Here is a 19,752-nt window from a genome sequence, read left to right as displayed (position 1 = left end):
CGGACGGGCACCCGCGCGCTCAGCTGCGGTTGATCGTGAACGTGGTCGTCGTGTTCCGGATGTCCTGGTCGTTGTCGCTCAACGCGAGGCCGGTGAACGTCGCCGACCCGACCGCCGGGCCCTGGCCGGGTTCGGGCAGTTCGTTGGCCCAGATCCCGATGCCGGACTTGGCGTCGAACTCGTCGCCGCTGCGGTGCGCCCCGCTGATCGACACGTTCGTCAGCACCGTGTCCTGGACCGGGTTCTCCGGCTGGCTGCCGTCGTATTTGGTCTGGAACATGATGCCGCTGTAGGTCGGGCTCTGGATGTCCACATCGGACACCCGAATGCCGCGGAACTCCTTGGACGCGGAGAACATCCAGATCGCCGGGAACGTCTGCTTGCCCCAGAAATGGCCGCCGGTGCGGACAAGCGAGGCGTTCTGGACAGTCGTCGGCTGCGGGCCGAACCCGAGGAACGGGTAGCCGAAGTCGAGCGAGCTGAGCGTGATCCCGGAGTACGTCAGCGTGTCCGCGATGTAGAGGTTCCGGAAGGTGTTGTTGTACCCGCCGTACACCGCGATGCCCGCCGCGCGCCACGGAAGCAGCACGGTGAGGTTCTCGAACACGTTGTCGTACTGGTTGCCCTGGTTGAGGTCCGTGGCGGCGAACAACGCGAAGCTGTCGTCGCCGGTGGACCGGGCCTCGTTATTCGTGACGTGGTTTCCGGTGCTGCCGTTGGTGAAGTTGACGCCGTCGGCGAAGGTGTCGCGGATGCGGGAGTTCTTCACCGTGGAGTTGTCCACATTGGTCGCCCAGAGCAGGCACATCTGGTGTTCCACCCAGATGTTGTCGATGGTCATGTTCGTGACGCCGGTGAAGTTGAAGACCTTGCCCGGGCCGTCGATGCGGGACGTGTAGTTCCCGAACACGGCGAACCCACTGAAGGTCGACCCGCTCGCGCTGGTCTGGGCGTCGAATCCGATGTCGGTGTTCTCCTGCCCGGTCGGCGCGGTGAACCTGGTGAACCACGGCCCGGCGCCGAGCACCGTGACCGGCTTGCCGTACACGGTGACCTTGCTCGTCATCGGGTACTGCCCGGCCGGAAGGTAGACGCCGGTCAGATTCGGGTCCTGGCGGACTTTGTCCAGCGCGGCCTGCACGTCCTGCTGGCTGAACCCGGCCGGGACCGCGTAGTGCGCCGGATCCGGGTTCGCGGTCGCGGCGGCGAGCTCGAAGTTCACGAAGTCGATCGCGTAGTTCGAGCTGTTAGCGGCGTCCTTCTGCAGTTTGATCTTGTGCCCGGCGGGGACCGTCGTGCCGAGCAGCATGCTGGCCTCGTCGTAGATGTGGCGGGCCGGTCCGGCGCCCGGCGAGTTGCCCGGCGAGGCTTCGGCGCCGTAGAGCCACGCGTAATGCGAGGTCAGGTCGATGGCCTTGAGGAACGTGCCGTCGACGTAGACGTTCAGCGTCGAGTTCTGCCCGCCGCCGCCCGCGGCGTCCGGCATCGAGAACCGGGTGACGAGCGTGTTGGTCGCCGCGCGCGTGGTGAACTCGACCGAGGAGCCGGTCGCGTTCAGCGTCACGGCTTTGCGGCCCGACGCCTCGCCCGCGAGATCGCCGATCGTCCGATTCGGACCGATCACCGCCGCACCGCCCGCGACGACGCCGTCTTCGGCTTCGTACATGTCGTACGGCATGTTGGCGCCGCGGCCGACGAACAGCGATTGCGTACTGGTGTTGTTGCCCTGCTTAGCCGGAAGCTCGTTGGCATCGTTCGTGACGACGGTCTTCACCGTGTACCGGCCGTTCGCGGCGGTCCAGTTCCCGAGGTTGACCGATGCGGTGTCTCCGGGCGCGAGAACACCGGCGGAGGAACCGCTCAACGTCTTGACGACCGTCCCATTCTGGTCGGCGACCGTGACCGTGACGCCGTGGGCACCGTCCGCCGAGGCGACTGTGCCTTGGTTGCGCAGGGTCGCGGTGAAGGCCACCGTGTTGCCCGCCGCCGGATTGTTCGGCGACCACGCGGTGGCCGCGACGAGGTCGGAACTCTGCACCGGGCTGACGACCAGCGGCGCCGAACTGGTGTAGGAGTTGTTGTCCTCGTTCTGCTCGACGACGGTGTTGGCCTCGTCGACCTTCGCGGTCACGTCGTAACTGCCCGCGTCCCGGGCGCCGATGTCCGCCGACACCGTCGCGGACGCTCCGGCCGCGAGCGCGCCGACCGCCGCCGTGCCGACCTTCGTCTTGCCCAGGTACAGGTTGACCTCGGTCGCGCCCGAGGCGGCCGTCCCGGCGTTGCGGACGGTCGCCGACGCCGTGATCGCGTCGGTCTCCACCGGTTTCTGCGGCGTCCAGGACACGGCCGAGACCGTCAGGTCCGGGTTCGGCGCGGGCACGCCGAAGACCTGGAATTCCGCCGCCTGGCCGCCGCCCGCGCCGGAGTTGGCGGTGAAGCGCAGGCGGACGTCGCTGGCCCGGCCGCTGACCGGGATGGTCACGAGGTTGCCGCTCGCCGGGTCGAAGGTGTACGGCTGCGCGGGCGCCAGCGTGGTGAAGTCAGTCGCTCCCTGGTCGCGGCCCTCGACGGCGATCGTCTGCGTCCGCGTGCTCCACGCCGGGTCCGGGTTGAGCTTCACGACGACCCGGTCGAGGTCGGCGTGCGCGCCGAGCGCGACGGTCAGCAGGTTCGGGTACGCCCCGCTGCCCTCCCAGTACGTGGTCGCCGAGTCGTCGTTCGCATTGGCCGCGACGTAGGTCTGCTGGGTCGACGAGGCCGTGATCGGCTTGTGCAGCGCGAGATTCGTGCCGCTCTGGGTGCCGTTGCGGGTCACGGTGGCACTGTTCGCCGACTGGTTGCCCGCCGCGTCGCGAGCCCGGACGTAATACGCGACGCTCGCGCTGGCTGGCTGATTGTCGGTGTACGTCAGCACATCCCCCGCGACGCTGCCGCGGAGTTGGCCGTTGGCGTACACGTCATAGCCGGTGACACCGGTGTTGTCCGTGGACGCCGACCAGGTCAGCCGGATCTGGCCGCTCGCCGGTTCGGTGTAGGCGAGGTTGCCGGGCGCGGACGGCGGCTGCGTGTCGCCGCCCGCCGGGCCGTGCACCTCGAATTCCGACAGTTGCGCGGCGGGCCAGCCGGTGTTGGCGGTGATGTTCAGCCGGACGTAGCGCGTGTTGCCGGTGACGTTCACCGTGACCGTGTTGCCGGTCGCCGGGTCGAACCGGTAACCGGCCGACGGCACGAGGTCGCTGAAGCTCGCTCCGTTCGCGCTGACCTGCACCGCGAAGGTTTCGGTGCGGGCTTCCCAGTTCGCGGGGAGTTTGAGCACGAGCTGGGCGACGTTCGTCGCGGCGCCGAGATCGGCCTGAATCCATTGGGGGAACTGGTTGTTCGTGCTTTCCCAGTAAGTGGCCTGGTTGCCGTCGCCCACGTTGGCGACGGGATAGCCCGGGAGCTGGCTGCTCGCGGTGTACGTCGCGGTGGCGGCTTGGGCGGCGGGCTGGACAGCTGGCTTGGCGGCGAGGGGCGGCGCGGCGCTCGCCGGCCAGGCGGGCGCGGTCAGGAGCAGGGACAGGGCGGCGATCGCGGCGCGCGCGAGCAGTCGCTTCGTTCTCATGGGGTTCCTCTGATCCAAGGAGGAGGGAGACGACTCGGGCAGAAGCGCCCCGCGTGGCGCGGGACGGCGGGGACCAGGGAGCGGACCGGCGGGGCGCCGGGTCCGGGGGCGCACGAGAACAGCGCGGAGCAGTCGGCATGGCACCTCTTCGTTGAGGCTGGGCAGGACGCTGGCGCGATTGCCCGGGATATCGTCAGGTATTTTCACTGATTCGTTCAAGAATTACAGCCGACCGCCGCCGGTAAGTCAACGCCGTTCGTCGATCCGCGGCGCGCGCGACCAGCGGTTTCACTGGGAGAGCAAGCAAACCGCCCGCCTCGTCGGAAACTTGCGCTTGTTTGCGGTAACTTTCACTCATGACACGTCGTCTTGCCGAAGTCGCCCGCCAGGTCGGGGTCAGCGAAGCCACGGTCAGCCGGGTGCTCAACGGCAAGGCCGGGGTGTCCGCGAGCACCCGGGCCGCCGTGCTCACCGCGCTGGACGTGCTGGGCTACGAGCGGCCGACGCAGCTGCGCGGCGAGCGGGCCCGGCTCGTCGGGCTGGTGCTGCCCGAGCTGCAGAACCCGATTTTCCCGGCATTGGCCGAGGTCATGGGCAACGCGCTGGCGCAGCAGGGCTTCACGCCGGTGCTGTGCACGCGGACCGCGGGCGGGGTGTCGGAGGCGGAGTACGTCGAGATGCTGCTGCAGCAGCAGGTGTCCGGCGTGGTGTTCGCCGGCGGGATGTACGCGCAGGCCGACGCCGCGCACACGCACTACCACCACCTCGTGGAACGCCGGCTGCCGACGGTGCTGATCAACGCGGCGGTCGACCACCTCGGGCTGCCGCAGGTGTCGTGCGACGACGCGGTGGCCGTCGAGCAGGCGGTCGGGCACTTGAGCTCGCTCGGCCACGAAAAGATCGGCCTGGTGCTGGGGCCGAGCGATCACGTGCCGTCGCGGCGCAAGCTCGAGGCGTTCCGGGTGCACGCCGCGAAACTCGGGCTCCCGGTGCTCGACGAGCTGGTGGAGCACGGGATGTTCTCCATCGAAGGCGGGCACGCGGCCGCGGCCCGGCTGTACCCGCGCGGGGCCACGGCGGTGCTGTGCGCGAGCGATCCGCTGGCGCTGGGCGCGATCCGCGCGGCCCGGCGGCAGGGGCTGTCCGTGCCGGGCGACATTTCGGTGGTCGGCTACGACGACTCGGCGCTCATGAACTGCACCGACCCGCCGCTGACCACGACCCGCCAGCCGATCGAGGCGATGGGCCGGGCGGTGGTCGAACTGCTGGTGAAACGCATCAACGGCGGCGAGGTCGCAGTGGAGGAGCTGCTGTTCGCGCCGGAACTGGTGGTGCGCGGGTCCACGGCCCGCCGGACAGCGTGAGCGGCTGTTCATAAATTGCAGATTCTCATCTGATTCTTGCGGAGACGCCGTCCGCGGCTCTAGGGTGACCGCCATCACCTGCTGTGCTCCCCCCGCGAGATGAGGCTTGAGATGAGCAGACCCTGGTCCCCCGCCGTTCCCCGCCGGACGTTCGCCCTGCTCGCCGCGGCGGGCCTGCTCCTGGGCGCCAGCGCGTGCGGGGGCGGCGGCGATCCGGGGAGCTCCGCCGGGGGCAAGGTCACCATCACCGTCACCGGCCAGCCGCCGACAAGCCAGCCGTTCGAACGCGGCGTTTTCGACGCCGACGTCAAGGAATTCGAGGCGTCGCACCCGAATATCCGCATCGAACCGCACGAAGGGTTCATGGACCCGAAGACGTTCGGCGCGAAGCTGGCGGGCGGGCAGCTCGAAGACGTCTACTACGTCTACTTCACCGATCCCGCGCAGATCATCGCGCGGCACCAGGCCGCCGACATCACCGAAGCGGTCAAGAAAGTCCCGCACATCAACGACCTCAAACCCGAACTGCTCGACAATTTCCGCGGCCCGGACGGCAAGCTCTACGGCCTGCCGACGATGAATTACACGATGGGCCTGCTCTACAGCCGCCCGTTGTTCCAGAAGGCCGGGCTCGACCCGGACAAGCCGCCGCGGACCTGGGACGAGGTGCGCGCGGCGGCCAAGAAGATTTCCGCGCTGGGCAACGGAATCGTCGGATACGCCGACTACAGCAAGAACAACCAGGGCGGCTGGCACCTCACCGGCTGGCTCGCGTCGATGGGCGGCTCCGTCGCGCGCAAGGACGGCAGCAAATGGGTCGCCGATTTCGACAACGAAAAAGGCAAAGCCTCGCTCACCATGCTCCACGACTTGCGCTGGACCGACGATTCCATGGGCAGCAAGCAATTGCTGGAAGCCCAGGACGTGCAGCGGATGATGGGCGCGGGCCAGCTCGGCATGTACATGGCCGCCCCGGACAACGTTCCCGTGCTCGTCAAGCAGTTCAACGGCAAGTACGAGGACTACGGCATCGCCGGGATGCCGGACGGCAAGGGCACGCTGCTCGGCGGCGAGGGCTACATGATCAACCCGAAGGCGTCGCCGGAGAAGATCAAGGCCGGTCTCGAGTGGATCCAGTGGAAGTACCTCAACCCGGACCGGTTCGAGAAGCACATCAAGCAGTACGTCGACGGCAAGCAGCCGGTCGGGCTCCCGGCCGAGCCGACCCCGGACGTCTGGCAGGGCGCGGTGCGCGACCAGCAGCTGGTGCTGAAGGCCAAGTACGCCAACGTCCCCGCGCGGAACTACCAGTCCTATGTGGACTCCACAGGCACGATCAAGGGCAGCGTCGAACCGCCGAACGCACAGCAGGTCTACGCGATCCTGGACAGCGTGATGCAGGCGGTGCTCACCGATCGGAACGCGAATATCGACCAGCAGCTCTCGTCCGCCGCGGCGAAGGTCACCAGTGTCCTCGCCCAGGTCAAGTAGCCTCCTCGCCTGGCCCGCGACGTCCTCGTCGCCGGCCAGGCGACCGGCCGCCTCCCCCGCCGCGCGGCGCCGGGCCCGGCTGCGCCGCAAGCTCAAGGAGAACCTCACCGCCTACGGGCTGCTCTGCGCCGCGCTGGTCGTGTTCGCGATGTTCTCCTGGTACCCGATCGTGCGCGGGGTCCTGCTGAGCTTCCAGCAGGTCGACTTCGTGAACCCGCCCACCTGGGTCGGGCTCGACAACTTCGCCCGGCTGTTCGCGGACCCGCTGTTCGGCGTCGCCTGGCGGAACACGCTGCTGTTCACCGGTCTCGCGCTGGTTTTCGGGTTCGCGGTCCCGTTCCTGACCGCGGTGCTGCTCAACGAGATGCGGCACGCCCGCGCGTTCTTCCGGCTCGCGGTGTACCTGCCGGTGATGCTGCCGCCGGTGGTGACCGCGCTGATGTGGAAGTGGTTCTACGACCCGGGTTCCGGCCTGTTCAACTCCGCGCTCGGCGCGCTGGGCCTGTCCGGGCCGCAGTGGCTCGATTCGAGCGGCACCGCGATGCTGTCGCTGGTGTTCGTGTCGACCTGGGCGAACATGGGCAGCACCACGCTGATCTACCTGGCCGCGCTCGGCACGATCCCCGGCGAACTGTACGAGGCCGCGGAACTCGACGGGGCCGGGATGTGGAAACGGCTGCGGCACGTGACGTTCCCGCAGACCCGGTTCGTCCTGCTGATGCTCCTGCTGCTGCAGATCGTCGCGACCATGCAGGTGTTCACCGAACCGTACGTGATGACCGGCGGCGGCCCGGACGATTCGACGGTGACCGTGCTCCTGCTGCTCTACCGCTATGCCTTCGTCTACAACGACTTCGGCTCGGCGAGCGCGATGAGCCTGCTGCTGTTCCTGGCGCTCGGCGTGTTCTCGGCGCTGTACGTCCGGCTGACCAGGAAGGCGGACCAGGCATGAGGACGCTCGTCTCGCCCGGCGCGCTGCGCAGCCGCCGCGGCAAGGTGGTCTACGGCGTCGTTTTCGCCTGCACGCTCCTGGTGTTCGTGCTCGCCTTCCTGTTCCCGCTGTACTGGGCGGTGACCGGGGCGATGAAGACGCCCCAGGAACTGGCGCAGACCCCGGCGACCCTCGTCCCGCACGAGTGGCATCCGGAGACCTTCGGCGAGGCCTGGGACCAGCTGAACCTCGGCAAGTACTTCCTCAACACCCTGGTCGTCGCGGGCGGCGCGTGGCTGGCGCAGATGGCCATCGACGTGCCCGCCGCCTTCGCGCTGTCGAAGCTGCGGCCGAAGTTCGGCAACGCCGTCCTCGGGATCATGCTCGCCACCCTGATGCTGCCCGCGGCCGCGTTGCTGGTGCCGACCTACGTCACCATCACCGATCTGCCGCTGCTGCACCTGAACCTGATCGACTCGCCCGCCGCGGTCTGGCTGCCTGCCGCCGCGAACGCGTTCAACGTCTACGTGCTGAAACGGTTCTTCGACCGGATCCCGGACGAGCTGATCGAGGCCGCGCGGCTCGACGGCGCCGGACCGGTGCGCACGCTGTGGCGGATCGTGCTGCCGATCTCGCGGCCGATCCTGGCCGTGGTGTCGATCCTCGCGGTGGTCACCGCGTGGAAGGACTTCATTTGGCCGCTGCTGGTGTTCCCGGACAGCGGCAAGCAGACGCTTTCGGTGATGCTGCAACGAGTCGCGATCGACATGCCGCTCAACGTGCTGACCGCCGGGATGGTGCTCGCCAGCCTGCCGATGGTGGCGCTGTTCCTGGTGTTCCAGCGGCAGATCCTGTCCGGGCTCACCGCGGGCGGGCTCAAGGGCTGAGCCCGTCCCGCACCTCTCGCTTTCCCCCACCACGAGGAGGGTTTTTTCCGTGACCGCATCGCGAAGACAAGACAGCTGGTGGCGCACCGCGGCGATCTACCAGATCTACGTCCGCAGTTTCGCCGACGGCAACGGCGACGGCATCGGCGATCTCGCCGGCGTCCGCGCCCGGCTCGACCACCTGGCCGCGCTCGGCGTCGACACGCTCTGGTTCACCCCGTGGTACCCGTCGCCGATGGACGACGGCGGCTACGACGTCGCCGATTTCCGCGACATCGACCCGCTTTTCGGTTCGCTCGCCGAGGCCGAGGCATTGATCGCCGAGGCGCACGGACGCGGCTTGCGGGTGATCATCGACATCGTGCCGAACCACTGTTCCGACGAGCACCGCTGGTTCCGCGAGGCACTCGCCGCCGGTCCGGGTTCGCTTGAGCGGCAACGGTTCTGGTTCCGTCCGGGCCGCGGTCCGGACGGCGCCGAGCCGCCGAACAACTGGAAGTCGCGCTTCGGCGGATCCGCCTGGACGCGGGTGCCGGACGGCGAGTGGTACCTGCACCTCTACAGCTCGCGGCAGCCGGATTTCAACTGGGACAACCAGGACGTGCGCGCGGAGTTCGAGGACGTCCTGCGGTTCTGGTTCGACCGCGGCGCGGACGGCTTCCGCATCGACGTCGCCGACGGGCTGGTGAAGGACGCGCGGCTGCCGGACGTCGAGGCGGGCGACGAGACGCCGTTCTCCGATCAGGAGGGGCTGCACGAGATCTACCGGTCGTGGCGCAAGATCGCCGACAGCTACCCGGGCGAGCGCGTGCTGGTCGGCGAGATGTGGCTGCCGGACATGTCCCGCACCGCGCGGTACCTGCGCCGCGACGAACTGCATTCGGCGTTCAACTTCGATTTCCTGGTCTGCCCGTGGGACTCCGCGCGCTTCCGGGAGGTCATCGAGCGGACGCTGGACGCGCACGACGCCGTCGGCGCGCCGCCCGCCTGGGTCCTGTCGAACCACGACGTCACCCGGCACGTCACGCGGTACGGGCGAGCGGGCGACACCGGGTTCTCGTTCGCGGACCGGCTGCACGGCAGTTCGGTGGACCTGGTGCTGGGCACCCGGCGCGCCCGCGCGGCGGCGTTGCTGACCATGGCGCTGCCCGGCGGGATGTACGTCTACCAGGGCGAAGAGCTGGGGCTGTGGGAGGTCGAGGACATTCCCGCCGAACTACGGCAGGACCCGGTGTGGACGCGCACGAACGGCGCCGATCCCGGCCGGGACGGCTGCCGGGTGCCGCTGCCGTGGTCCGGCGACGCGCCGCCGTTCGGCTTCGGCCCCGGCGGCGCGTGGCTGCCGCAGCCCGCGGAATGGCAGGCGTACACAGCGGAAGCGCAGGCGGGCGACCCGGCGTCGATGCTCAGCCTGTACCGCGCCGGACTGCGGCTGCGCGCGAATCTCAGCGGAGAGCTCGAGTGGCTTTCGCTCGGTGACGGCGTGCTGGCTTTCCGCCGGGGACCGGGATTCACGTTCGTCCTCAACTTCTCCAGTTCCCCGGTCCCGCTGCCGCCGCACGCGGAAATCCTGCTGGCCAGCGACCCGGTGACCGCCGAACTGCCGACGGACACGGCGGTCTGGCTGCGCTCCTGACCCTCGCTCGCGAAAAGCCGATCACCCCTGCGGTGGTCGGCTTTTCGCGGTGCTCCGCTGAGCGGGATCTCCTTGACAGCACTCCAGTGCGCGCCGACGATGATTCATCAGATGTATCGGCCACTCGCTTGCCCTGATTCCCCGGATGATCGCGAAATTCCGCGCTAGGCATCGGACCACTGGACTTCACTGTGGAGGTTCCATGACGACCTATCCTCGTCGGCACGCACTCGGCATGGCACTCGGCGGCGCGGTGCTGCTCGGACTGCCGAGCACCGCGGCAGCGGCGGGCGGGCCGGCGCAGCCGGTGTTGACGGACGCGACGGGCACGCCGGTCGTGCCGCCGCCTCCGCCGGTCCCCGTCCCGCTCGACGCGTGGTTCGACAACGACGGCATCGACTCCGCGAGCGCGCACGACGGGAACTTCGACGGCTCCGGCTACACCTTCCCGGCGGAGCAGATCCCGCCGGGCAGCACGGTCACCGCGGGCGGCGTGCCGTATCTGCTCGGCTCGGCGGCCGCCGGGGCGAAGAACAACGTCATCGCGCTCGGCCAGCGCATCGACCTGCCGAAAGGCCGGTACTACGGCGCCGCGTTCCTCGTCGCGTGCAGTTACGGCAGCACCGGAGGCGACGCGACCGTCCACTACGCCGACGGCAGCACCAGCACCGCCACCCTGTCCGGCTCCGACTGGTGGGGCTCCGGCGGCGCTGTCGTCTCGACCTTCCGCTACGGCCCGGGCGGCGTCACCGACCAGAACCCGGTGTCGATCAGCACCGCGCAGGTGTGGATCGACCCGGCGCGCGAGGCGGTCGCGCTGACTCTGCCCAAGACCGCCGCACCGGCGGTGAACGTGGCGAGCCTGCACGTGTTCGCTTTGACGCTGCAGCCGATCGCGCAAGGCCGTTCGGCGACGGTCCTCGACGCCCGGGCGACCGCGAACCTGCTGCAGGACGGCGGTCCGCAGGCGGTCGAGGCGACGATCGTCAACACCGGCACCGTCTGGCTCGAAACACGCGACCGGATCACCGTCACGCTCGACGTACCCGGCGGCCGGGTGCGCACGCCCGCGCCGATCCCCCGCCTCGCGCCCGGCGAACAGACCACGGTGCGGCTCGGCCTCACCGCTGACCGCGGCCTGCCCGCGGGGACTCCGGCGACCGGCCGGATCCGGGTGCTCGCCGACCGGTCGACGATCGCCACCCGGACCCTGCCGGTGCCGCTCGGCATCCCGGATTTCCGGCCGACCGACGCGTCGCTGTCCACGCACCGCGCGCCGTATTGGTTCTGCGACGCCAAATTCGGCATCTTCATCCACTGGGGCGTGTACTCGGTGCCCGCGTGGGCTCCGGTCGGGCAGCAGTACGCCGAGTGGTACTGGAACAACCAGCAAGATCCCCACGGAGCGACCTACGCCTATCACGCGAAGACCTACGGCGAATCGTTCGTCTACGACGACTTCATCCCGAAGTTCACCGCCGCCCGGTTCGATCCGCGTTCGTGGGTGCGCCTGATCGAGGACGCGGGCGCGCAGTACTACGTGCTCACGTCCAAGCATCACGACGGTTTTGCCTTGTGGGACACCAAAGTCAGCGGCCGCAACGCGAAGAAGCTCGGCCCGCGCCGCGACCTCGTCGCCGACCTGTTCGCCGCCTCGCGCAAGTACACGCCGGGCCTGCGCAACGGCCTGTATTTCTCGCTGCCGGAATGGTTCAACCCGGACAACCCGTGGATGGGCCACGCGCCGCGCAATCCGTACACCGGCGCGCCGCTGCCCTACACCGGGTACACCGCCGGACGCGATTTCGTGAAGGACTTGCAGGCGCCGCAGGTGCTGGAGCTGATCTCCGGCTTCGACCCGGACGTGCTGTGGTTCGACATCGGCGGCGTGAACGACAGCCGCGAAGTGCTCACCGAGTACTTCAACCGAGCCAAGAACCGACGTCGCCCCAAGGACGTCACGTACAACGACCGCGGCGGCATCCCGGACCACGACTTCACCACGCCGGAGTACACGACGTACCCGAACACCGTCGTCGCGAAGTGGGAGTCGAGCCGGGGCCTGGACCCGTTCTCCTACGGCTACAACCGCGCGACGCCGGACGACAAGTACATGACCACCGACGACGTGGTGCACACGCTGGTCGACGTGGTGTCGAAGAACGGCAACTTCCTGCTGGACATCGGCCCCGATTTCGACGGCACCATCCCGGCGGTGATGCAGCAGCGGCTGCGCGAGACCGGGGCTTGGCTGCGCACGAACGGGGAAGCGATCTATGGCACCACCTACTGGTCGCGCATGGCGCAGCTCGGCGACCTGCGGTTCACCGTGCGGCCCGGTTCGGCGTTCTACGTCATGTCGCTCGTCGCGCCCGGCTCGCAGCTCGTGGTCGACGCCCCGGTCCCGATCCGCCGCGGCGACCGCGTGAGCATGCTCGGTTACGGCGGTCCGCTGCACTGGAGTCAGAGCGACGGCCGGCTGGTCATCGACGTTCCGGCGGCGGCGCGTGCGGCCGGGAAGCACGCGTGGGTGTTCAAAGTGGACTGGCGCTGAAACTGACCGGGGCGGTCCGCGACGGGCCGCCCCGGCAGCCGCTCTCCCGGTCTTGCGCGCGGGCCGCCACGTCGGCGTCCGAGCAGAAGCCGCGGCTGCTGCGCTTCAAACACAGCAGCCCCAGCAACCGGCCGCTCGCGTCCACCACCGCCAGCCTGCGCCGCGACATTCCCAGCCACGTCGCGTACAGGTCCGCCTCCGGAGCCACGACCCGGCCGGTCAGCTGGCCCGCCCGGTACGCCGGAAGCGCGTCCGGCTGCCCGTCCAGATCCGGCCGTTCCACGACGCTCAGCAGCGTTCCCCCGGAAACGACCAGTGCGGCGTGCACGTGATCGTCCTCGAAGAGCGCGCGCACCTCGCCGACCGTCGCCGACGCGTCGAGCACCTTCGGCGTCCGGAGCATCGCCTCGCCGACGGTCGACGCGCCGCGGAAATCCGGTTCCGTCACTGCGGGTTGTTCCACTCCGCGTCAGCCTGGTCCTCCGCCTTCGTGCGTTCGCGCGCCAGCTCCAGCGCCCGCCGCGCGGTGGCCTCGTCCGGGTACGGGCCGAGCCGGTCGACGCCGCGCGCTTGGCGGCCGCGCTCGACCTCGTTCGTGCGGGTGTTGTAATACCACTCTTCAGACATCGTCAGCTCCCAAGAGAATCGATCGAGCGCACCGAATCGACCCGCAGCGCCTGCATCGCCGTGACCAGTTCGGCCAGGTCCCGCGGATCGGTCAGCGTCCGGTCGGTCAGTTCCCGGATCCGGCGCAACCGGTACCGGACGGTGTTGGCGTGGCAGTGCAGCACCTGCCCGGCGCGTTCGGAGGAGCCGCCGTGCGCGAAGTACGCGTCGAGCGTCTCCAGCAGCACGTCGCGTTCCTCGGCGGGCAGTTCCAGCACCGCCCCGAAGACCTGCTCCCCCAGCCGGCGGCCCTCGTCCGGGTCGTAGGCGACGAACGCGGCCAGCGGGCTCGGGTCGAACGCGCGGACCTCGCCCCGCTCGGGCGGGATGCCGGACAGCGCCGTGCGCGCCAGGTGGACCGCGCGCGGGGTTTCGGTCAGCGAGCGGAACAGCGGGCTGACGCCGGTGCGGGCCAGCGCCAGTTCGCGAAGCAGGCCGAGCATCGTGTCGTACTGCTCCTCGCGCAGCGACACCACGCCGGCCTGCAGCGTCGGCGACAGATGCCACGCCGACACGATGCCGAGCTGGCCGAGCCGCCGCTCGACGCCGACCAGGCTTTCTTCGGCCAGCCCGCGCGTCTCGGCGGCGACCACGGTCAGCTTGCCGTCCAGCGAGAGGCCGAGCAGCCGTCCCGCCTCCCACGGCCCGGAATCGGACCCGCGCGCGCCGGTCAGCAGCGCCTCGGCCAGCGCGGACCGCCGCCGCTGCTGCGCGACCAGCAGTTCCGCGCTCGCCGCCCGGTACGCCTCGGTGACGCGGACCGCGTGCTCGTCGGTGACCTGCCATAACAGGCTCGCGACGTCGATCAGCACGTCGGTGCTCCCGGTTTCGCGGGCGCGGCCCACGAGCAGGTCCCACAGCATCGCGCAGGCGATCCGGTACACCTGCAGCACCTCGGGCAGCGGCGCGCCTTGGTGCGCCCGGCGGCGGCCGGTCTCCTTCGGCGCGCGCTGGTCCGGGGCCTCGCCGCCGCCGAGCGCGTCGACCATGAACCGGAGGTTCACCGCGATCGAGCGGTGCAGGTCGGCGCGCGGGACGATCTTCTCGTCCCGGTACATCCCGATCCGCTCGCAGCTCGCCGCGCAGACGTCGTCGATCAGCCGGGGCAGCCTCTCGTCGGCCCAGGCGACGAGTTCGGTCAGGGCGGCGGTCCGCACAGCGTTTTCCTCCCGGTCGGCCACGTCCGGGATCGTACCCGCGTCCCGGAGCGGCCGCCCACGCGGATTTCCCTCCCGGGGAAACGTTCTCCGTTTTCCCGCGCATTTTGTGGACCGGCACAGAAATGTTTGTCGCGCTCCACAATAAGCCTGTTCGCATTCCCCGCCCGGATGCCCGGAGCGGGCCGTCGTGCTTGAATCGACAGGGAAGCACAGACGCGGTCGAGAGGGTTACGGTGGACGAGCAGCGCGAGGGCCAGCCGGAGTTCAAGCCATACCACCACCCGGCCGCGGGCTGGGGCGCGGCGAAAAGCGTGACGCAGTTCCTCGTCCGGGAACGGGAACTCGTCGCCGGACCGCGCGCGATCGTGAAGATGAACCACGAGAACGGCGGCTTCGACTGCCCGGGCTGCGCGTGGCCGGACGACACCAAGGGCCTGCATCTCGACATTTGCGAAAACGGGATCAAGCACGTCACCTGGGAGATGACGCGGAAACGCGTCGGCGCGGAATTCTTCGCCGCGCACACCGTGTCCGAACTGGACGGCTGGAGCGACACCGCGCTGGAGGCGCAGGGCAGGCTCACCGAGCCGCTGCGCTACGACGAGAAGACCGACCGGTACGTGCCGATCTCGTGGGCCAAGGCGTTCGAGCTGGTCGGCGCGACGCTGCGCGGTCTCGACTCCCCGGACCAGGCGGCGTTCTACACCTCCGGGCGGCTCGGCAACGAGGCGACTTTCCTGTACCAGCTGTGGGCGCGGGAGTTCGGCACGAACAACCTGCCGGACTGCTCGAACATGTGCCACGAGGCGAGCGGCCGCGCGCTGCAGGCCGCCCTCGGCACCGGCAAGGGCACCGCGGACATCCACGACTGGGAAGCCGCCGACGCGCTGTTCATCATGGGCGTGAACGCGGCGTCGAACGCGCCCCGGATGCTCACCGCGCTCGCCGAAGCGCACCGGCGCGGCGCGCAGATCGTGCACGTCAACCCGCTGGTCGAGGCCGGGGCCACGCGCACGATCATCCCGCACGACTTCGTCCGGATGGCGACCTTCCAGGCGACCCCGACGTCCACGCTCAACCTCCAGCCGCGCATCGGCGGCGACCTGGCGTTCATCCGCGGCATGGCGAAAGCCCTGCTCGAGATGGCGGAGACCGATCCCGGGGCAATCGACTCGGAGTTCCTCGAGACCTACACCAGCGGCGTCGAGAAGTACCGGGTCGTCTGCGAAACCACGTCCTGGGCCGAACTGGAGCGGCAGTCCGGGCTGACCGAATCCGAAATCCGCGCGGCGGCGAAGATCTACCGCGACGCCGACCGGTCGGTCATCAGCTGGTGCCTCGGCGTGACCCAGCACGAGCACGGCGTGGACACCGTCCGCGAGATCGTGAACCTGTTGCTGCTGCGCGGAAACATCGGCCGCCCCGGGACCGGCCCGTCGCCGGTGCGCGGGCACAGCAACGTGCAGGGCAACCGCACCTGCGGCATCGACCACCGCCCGGCGCCGGAGTTCCTCGACAAGCTCGCCGAGGTCTGCGGCATCGACCCGCCGCGCCACCACGGGCTCGACACGGTCGGCACCATCGAAGCGATGCACCGCGGCGACGTGCGCGTATTCGTCGGCATGGGCGGCAACTTCGCCCTCGCCGCACCCGACACGCCCTACACCGCGGCCGGGCTGCGCAAGTGCGAGCTGACCGTGCAGGTCAGCACCAAACTCAACCGCAGCCACCTCGAACACGGCAAGCAGGCGCTGATCCTGCCCTGCCTGGGCCGGACCGAAAAAGACTTCCAGACGGCCGGGCTGCAGTCGACGTCCGTCGAGGACGCGATGAGCATGGTCCACCTGTCTACCGGCATGAAGAAGCCCGCCTCGCCGCACTTGCTGTCCGAGCCCGCGATCATCGCCGGGATGGCGAGCGCGACGCTGCCGGAAAGCCCGACGCCGTGGGATGATTACGTCGGCGACTACGACCGGATCCGCGACACCATGGCGCGGGTGCTGGACGGTTTCGAGGACTTCAACACGCGGGTCCGGCAGCCTCTGGGCTTCCGCATCCACCAGGCCGCGCGCGAACGGGTCTTCCACACGCCGTCCGAACGCGCCGAGTTCTCCACCGCGGAGTTGCCGGACGTGGTCCCCGCCGCCGGGACGCTGGCGCTGGGCACGATGCGCTCGCACGACCAGTGGAACACGACGATTTATTCGGACGACGATCGGTATCGCGGCATCAAGAACCTCCGCACGCTGGTGTTTTTGAACGCCGAGGACATGCGGGACCGGGGGTTGAGCGAGTTCGACGAGGTGGACATCACGGCCACGGCGAAGGACGGGACGACGCGTTCGGTGCAGCGCTATCGGGCGATCCCGTACGACATCCCGCGCGGCTGCGCGGCGGGGTATATGCCGGAGATGAACGTGTTGTGCGCGATTGGTGATTACAGCACGCAGAGCGATCAGCCGTTGATGAAGCATCTGAAGGTCACGGTCGAACGCTCCGCCTGAGCGCCGCGGTCCGGCACGGGGCACGGACCAGCACCGCGCCCGAGTGGCGGGCAGCTGCGCGGCCGGAGATGAACGTGTTGTGCGCCACCGGCGAACACAGCAACGTCACGGTCGAACGCTCCGCCTGACCGCCGCGGTCCGGCACGGGGCGCGGACCAGCACCGCCGCCCCGATGCCCGCCGCCACGCCTACCAGGGTGTCCGCCACCCGCGCCGTCAGCAGCGTCGCGGGGGCGGCGGGGGCGGCCAGTTCCGTCATCACCAGGATCAGCGGCGTGAAGAACCCCAGCGCGATCCCGTAATGCCGGGACATGAACAGCTCCGTCGGGAACAGCAGCACGACCACCGCCAACGCCAGCGGCGCGGCCGCGAATCCCGGCAAGAGCAGCAAGGCCGTGACGACCAGTCCGGCGAGCGTCCCGACGACCCGGTGCGCGCTGCGGTCCAGCACGCTGCGCAGGCCGGGATGCAACCGGCTGCGCGGGTCCGTCGCTGCCAGCGGGACCGCCGCCGACGCCATCGCCCAGTTCGCGTGATCCACGCCGAGCAGCAGACCGACCGCGCCCGCGGCGGCGATCGCCAGCGCGTACCGGGCGGCGTGCACGACCGCACAGGCGGCACCGCATTCCGGGGCGCACGTGGGCGTCCCCGGCGTGGGCGGGCGTTCCGGACCGGTCAGTCCAATGAGGACACAACCGGCGATTGTGCCCGCGCACAAGGCGATTCCGACCCACGGTTCGACCCGCCCGGCGGGCACCAACGCGATCGCGCCCAGCGCGAAGATGCCGAAGAACGGTCCGCGCGGGCTCAAGTCGAGGCGATTCGTCACCAGGGCGCAGCCGAACGAGAACGTGGCCTCGGTGACGACCAACAGCCAAGGCGGCGCGTGACAGGCGGACAGCAGCACACCCAGTGAGACGCCGCTCAGGAGCACCGCACCCGCCTGGAGCTGGTGCCGGAAGCGGAGTGCGCGCGACTCGGCGCGGCCGTACATCCCGGCGAACGAACCGAACGCGGCGAAAATGATCAAGTCCGGACGGCCCGCCGCGAGCAGCGCCAGCCCGGGAATCAGCAGCCCGGCCGCGACCCGGCCGGCATGCCACCATTCGCCGCCGTCGAACGAGCGCGCGGCTGCGGCCGAGGTCGCCACCGGCACCTGTCCTCCGCTTGATCGTCTGACGGGAAGTCACCGGGATCGGCCGGTCGTCTTACGATACCTGCGCGAAGGGCGGGAGAAGGCCGGATTGTGGGGCACCACAATAATGTCTGCGCCGTCAGCCAAGCTGGCCGAGAGTGCGGACGACGTTCTGGTCCACGATGTCCAGCATCGCTTCCCGGTGCGGGAAGTCGCCGTCGAGCAACTGCAATGGGCCTGCGACGAGGGACAAATACATCGCGAGGCGATAGAACCGCATTCGGCGGTCGTCCAGGCTCGCAACATGGAAATAGCGATAGTTTTCGCCGAAGCGCAATTCCAGGAAAACGTGTTCCCATTCGACGTCGAAGAACATCGCGCCCTCGATGTCGATGAGCACCGGCTGGTCGTGCTCGTCGACGAGGACATGGTCAGGGCCTAGTTCGCCGTGGATCAACCCGTACTCGGTGCGTGGCTCCACTGCTGCGTGCCGTTCCCCGAGCAGCGAGGCGAGGAGGTGTTCGACGGCCGCGATCTCCGGCACCCGGGCGGCGGCCTGGGCGAGGTGATCCAATGCGCGGCGCAGCACAACGTCTTGCACCGGCAAGCCAGGCTTATCGGCGCCCGGACGGCCGTAGTGAGCACGCCGGGTGCGGTGCAGGGACCGGACCGCGTCGCCGAGGCGGGCCAGCACGCGCGGGCGGTCCCCGAGGGTTTCCAGCGTGCCGCCGCGCACGTCCTCGACCACCGCGACGTCACCGGCGAGGAGGGTTTTGCTGCGGTCGAGCAGGAGGATCCGGGGCACCCGGACGCCAGCCCCGGACAGCGCGGCGTGCGCGGCCTCGAACAACCCGATTCCCGTGCTGTGCCCGAAGGGATCGCTGTGGTCGGGCGATGCCGCGTCCGGCCAGTAGTCCTCGTCAGCGTTCCAGACGTAGGCGACGCTGGACGTGCGGTCGTCGAGCGTCAGCCGGTAGACGCCCTTCTTCGAACCGCCGCGCAATCGTTCCGCTGACACCAATTCGCGGGCGCCGAACGCCGCGCGCGCCACCTCGGCCAGGTCGTGACGGCCGAGCCTCCCCCGGGGTTCGCTCACTTTCGCACCCTACCGCCGCGCCGCATGTCACTCTTGGCGGGAAACGTGGTACTCCCTGCCGCTGGCGTGCCGGTCCTCGCCGATTGCGGCGCACACTCTTCCCACGAAAGGACAAGAGACCACCAGCCGCCTCGGGAGCTTCCAGTGAGACGCACCAGAATCGCTCTCTTCGCCCTGCTCGTCCTCTGCGCCGCGAGCCCCGCCGCCGCGTCGGCGAGTCCGGGGCGCGCCGCTTTCGCGCTCTCCAGCACCGCCTTCGCCGACGGCGGGATGATCCCCAAGGTCCACGACTGCGCCAGCAGCGGCGACGGCGACCCCGAGAAGAAGGACGAGTCGCCGCCGCTGGCCTGGTCCGGGGCGCCGGAGCAGGCGAAGAGCTACGCGATCGTCATGCACGACCTCGACAACGGCATCATCCACTGGGTCATCTACGACATCCCGGCGACCGCCGCCGGACTGCCGCAGAACGTCGACCACGCGTACCAGCCCTCGGTTCCTGCCGGGTCACGGCAGGCCTACTACCGCGGCAGCGCGAACTTCTTCGGATACCAGGGGCCGTGCACGACGAACCACACCTACGAGTGGGCCGTGCACGCGTTGAACAAGGAATCGCTCACCGAACTCGACGCCAACTCGTCCACCCAGGCCGCCGAGACCGCGATCGACGCGGCGACCATCGCGACGGCTTCGCTGCGCGGCAACTCGTAGCGGCACAGGGGGCGCGG

14 protein-coding genes are annotated in these 19,752 nt (G+C 69.5%); 8 read left to right on the top strand and 6 right to left on the bottom strand.

Features of this window, described 5'->3' with window-relative positions; genetic code table 11:
- Positions 1-19 precede the first annotated feature (19 nt).
- Positions 20-3,604: a discoidin domain-containing protein gene (locus PUT80_RS14620; protein WP_275292248.1), complete on the bottom strand. Its 3,585-nt coding sequence runs from the start codon at positions 3,602-3,604 to the stop codon at positions 20-22.
- Between the two features lie 356 nt (positions 3,605-3,960).
- On the opposite strand from PUT80_RS14620, the gene PUT80_RS14615 reads away from it, so the two are divergent.
- From PUT80_RS14615 to PUT80_RS14590, 6 genes are all read left to right on the top strand, one after another.
- Positions 3,961-4,968 (top strand): LacI family DNA-binding transcriptional regulator, encoded by a 1,008-nt coding sequence (locus PUT80_RS14615; protein ID WP_037812904.1) that lies wholly within the window; start codon positions 3,961-3,963, stop codon positions 4,966-4,968.
- A gap of 111 nt (positions 4,969-5,079) precedes the next feature.
- Entirely contained in the window at positions 5,080-6,459 is a 1,380-nt protein-coding gene (locus tag PUT80_RS14610; protein ID WP_275292247.1) for an extracellular solute-binding protein, read from the top strand.
- Positions 6,437-7,411: a sugar ABC transporter permease gene (locus tag PUT80_RS14605; RefSeq protein ID WP_134730113.1), complete on the top strand. Its 975-nt coding sequence runs from the start codon at positions 6,437-6,439 to the stop codon at positions 7,409-7,411. The genes PUT80_RS14610 and PUT80_RS14605 overlap by 23 nt, the downstream gene beginning before the upstream one ends.
- On the top strand, positions 7,408-8,277 hold the full coding sequence (locus PUT80_RS14600) for a carbohydrate ABC transporter permease (protein WP_037812911.1): 870 nt from the start codon (positions 7,408-7,410) through the stop codon (positions 8,275-8,277). Before PUT80_RS14605 ends, PUT80_RS14600 begins: the two co-directional genes overlap by 4 nt.
- Before the next feature lie 49 nt (positions 8,278-8,326).
- Complete coding sequence (locus PUT80_RS14595; RefSeq protein WP_275292246.1) at positions 8,327-9,913, top strand: alpha-amylase family glycosyl hydrolase; 1,587 nt, start codon at positions 8,327-8,329, stop codon at positions 9,911-9,913.
- Positions 9,914-10,115: 202 nt separating this feature from the next.
- Positions 10,116-12,467, top strand: a complete 2,352-nt coding sequence (locus PUT80_RS14590; RefSeq protein WP_275292245.1) for an alpha-L-fucosidase — start codon at positions 10,116-10,118, stop codon at positions 12,465-12,467.
- Here the strand turns inward: PUT80_RS14590 and PUT80_RS14585 are convergent.
- Genes PUT80_RS14585 through PUT80_RS14575 form a run of 3 tightly spaced genes read right to left on the bottom strand, consistent with a single transcriptional unit; the run spans position 12,448 to position 14,314 of the window.
- A complete protein-coding gene (locus PUT80_RS14585; RefSeq protein WP_275292244.1) occupies positions 12,448-12,915 on the bottom strand; it encodes a CBS domain-containing protein in 468 nt (155 codons plus the stop codon). The genes PUT80_RS14590 and PUT80_RS14585 overlap by 20 nt on opposite strands.
- On the bottom strand, positions 12,912-13,094 hold the full coding sequence (locus PUT80_RS14580; RefSeq protein ID WP_037812919.1) for a hypothetical protein: 183 nt from the start codon (positions 13,092-13,094) through the stop codon (positions 12,912-12,914). The genes PUT80_RS14585 and PUT80_RS14580 overlap by 4 nt, the downstream gene beginning before the upstream one ends.
- Positions 13,095-13,096: 2 nt before the next feature.
- Positions 13,097-14,314 carry a helix-turn-helix domain-containing protein gene (locus tag PUT80_RS14575; RefSeq protein WP_037812920.1) on the bottom strand — a complete coding sequence of 406 codons (1,218 nt, stop codon included), beginning with the start codon at positions 14,312-14,314 and terminating at the stop codon, positions 13,097-13,099.
- Between the two features lie 212 nt (positions 14,315-14,526).
- On the opposite strand from PUT80_RS14575, the gene PUT80_RS14570 reads away from it, so the two are divergent.
- Positions 14,527-16,797 (top strand): FdhF/YdeP family oxidoreductase, encoded by a 2,271-nt coding sequence (locus PUT80_RS14570; protein WP_134730119.1) that lies wholly within the window; start codon positions 14,527-14,529, stop codon positions 16,795-16,797.
- 105 nt (positions 16,798-16,902) lie between these two features.
- Here PUT80_RS14570 and PUT80_RS14565 read toward each other — a convergent pair whose 3' ends face one another.
- Both PUT80_RS14565 and PUT80_RS14560 read right to left on the bottom strand, forming a co-directional pair.
- Positions 16,903-17,952 (bottom strand): FUSC family protein, encoded by a 1,050-nt coding sequence (locus PUT80_RS14565; RefSeq protein ID WP_275292243.1) that lies wholly within the window; start codon positions 17,950-17,952, stop codon positions 16,903-16,905.
- A gap of 118 nt (positions 17,953-18,070) precedes the next feature.
- A complete protein-coding gene (locus tag PUT80_RS14560) occupies positions 18,071-19,027 on the bottom strand; it encodes a phosphotransferase (protein ID WP_275292242.1) in 957 nt (318 codons plus the stop codon).
- A 144-nt stretch (positions 19,028-19,171) separates the two neighbouring features.
- On the opposite strand from PUT80_RS14560, the gene PUT80_RS14555 reads away from it, so the two are divergent.
- Positions 19,172-19,735, top strand: a complete 564-nt coding sequence (locus PUT80_RS14555) for a YbhB/YbcL family Raf kinase inhibitor-like protein (RefSeq protein WP_275292241.1) — start codon at positions 19,172-19,174, stop codon at positions 19,733-19,735.
- Positions 19,736-19,752 lie beyond the last annotated feature (17 nt).

This window comes from Amycolatopsis sp. La24, assembly GCF_029087445.1.
GTDB lineage: Bacteria > Actinomycetota > Actinomycetes > Mycobacteriales > Pseudonocardiaceae > Amycolatopsis > Amycolatopsis nivea.
Note: the sequence above shows the minus strand (reverse complement) of the source record. Positions and strands in the feature narration are given on the sequence as shown.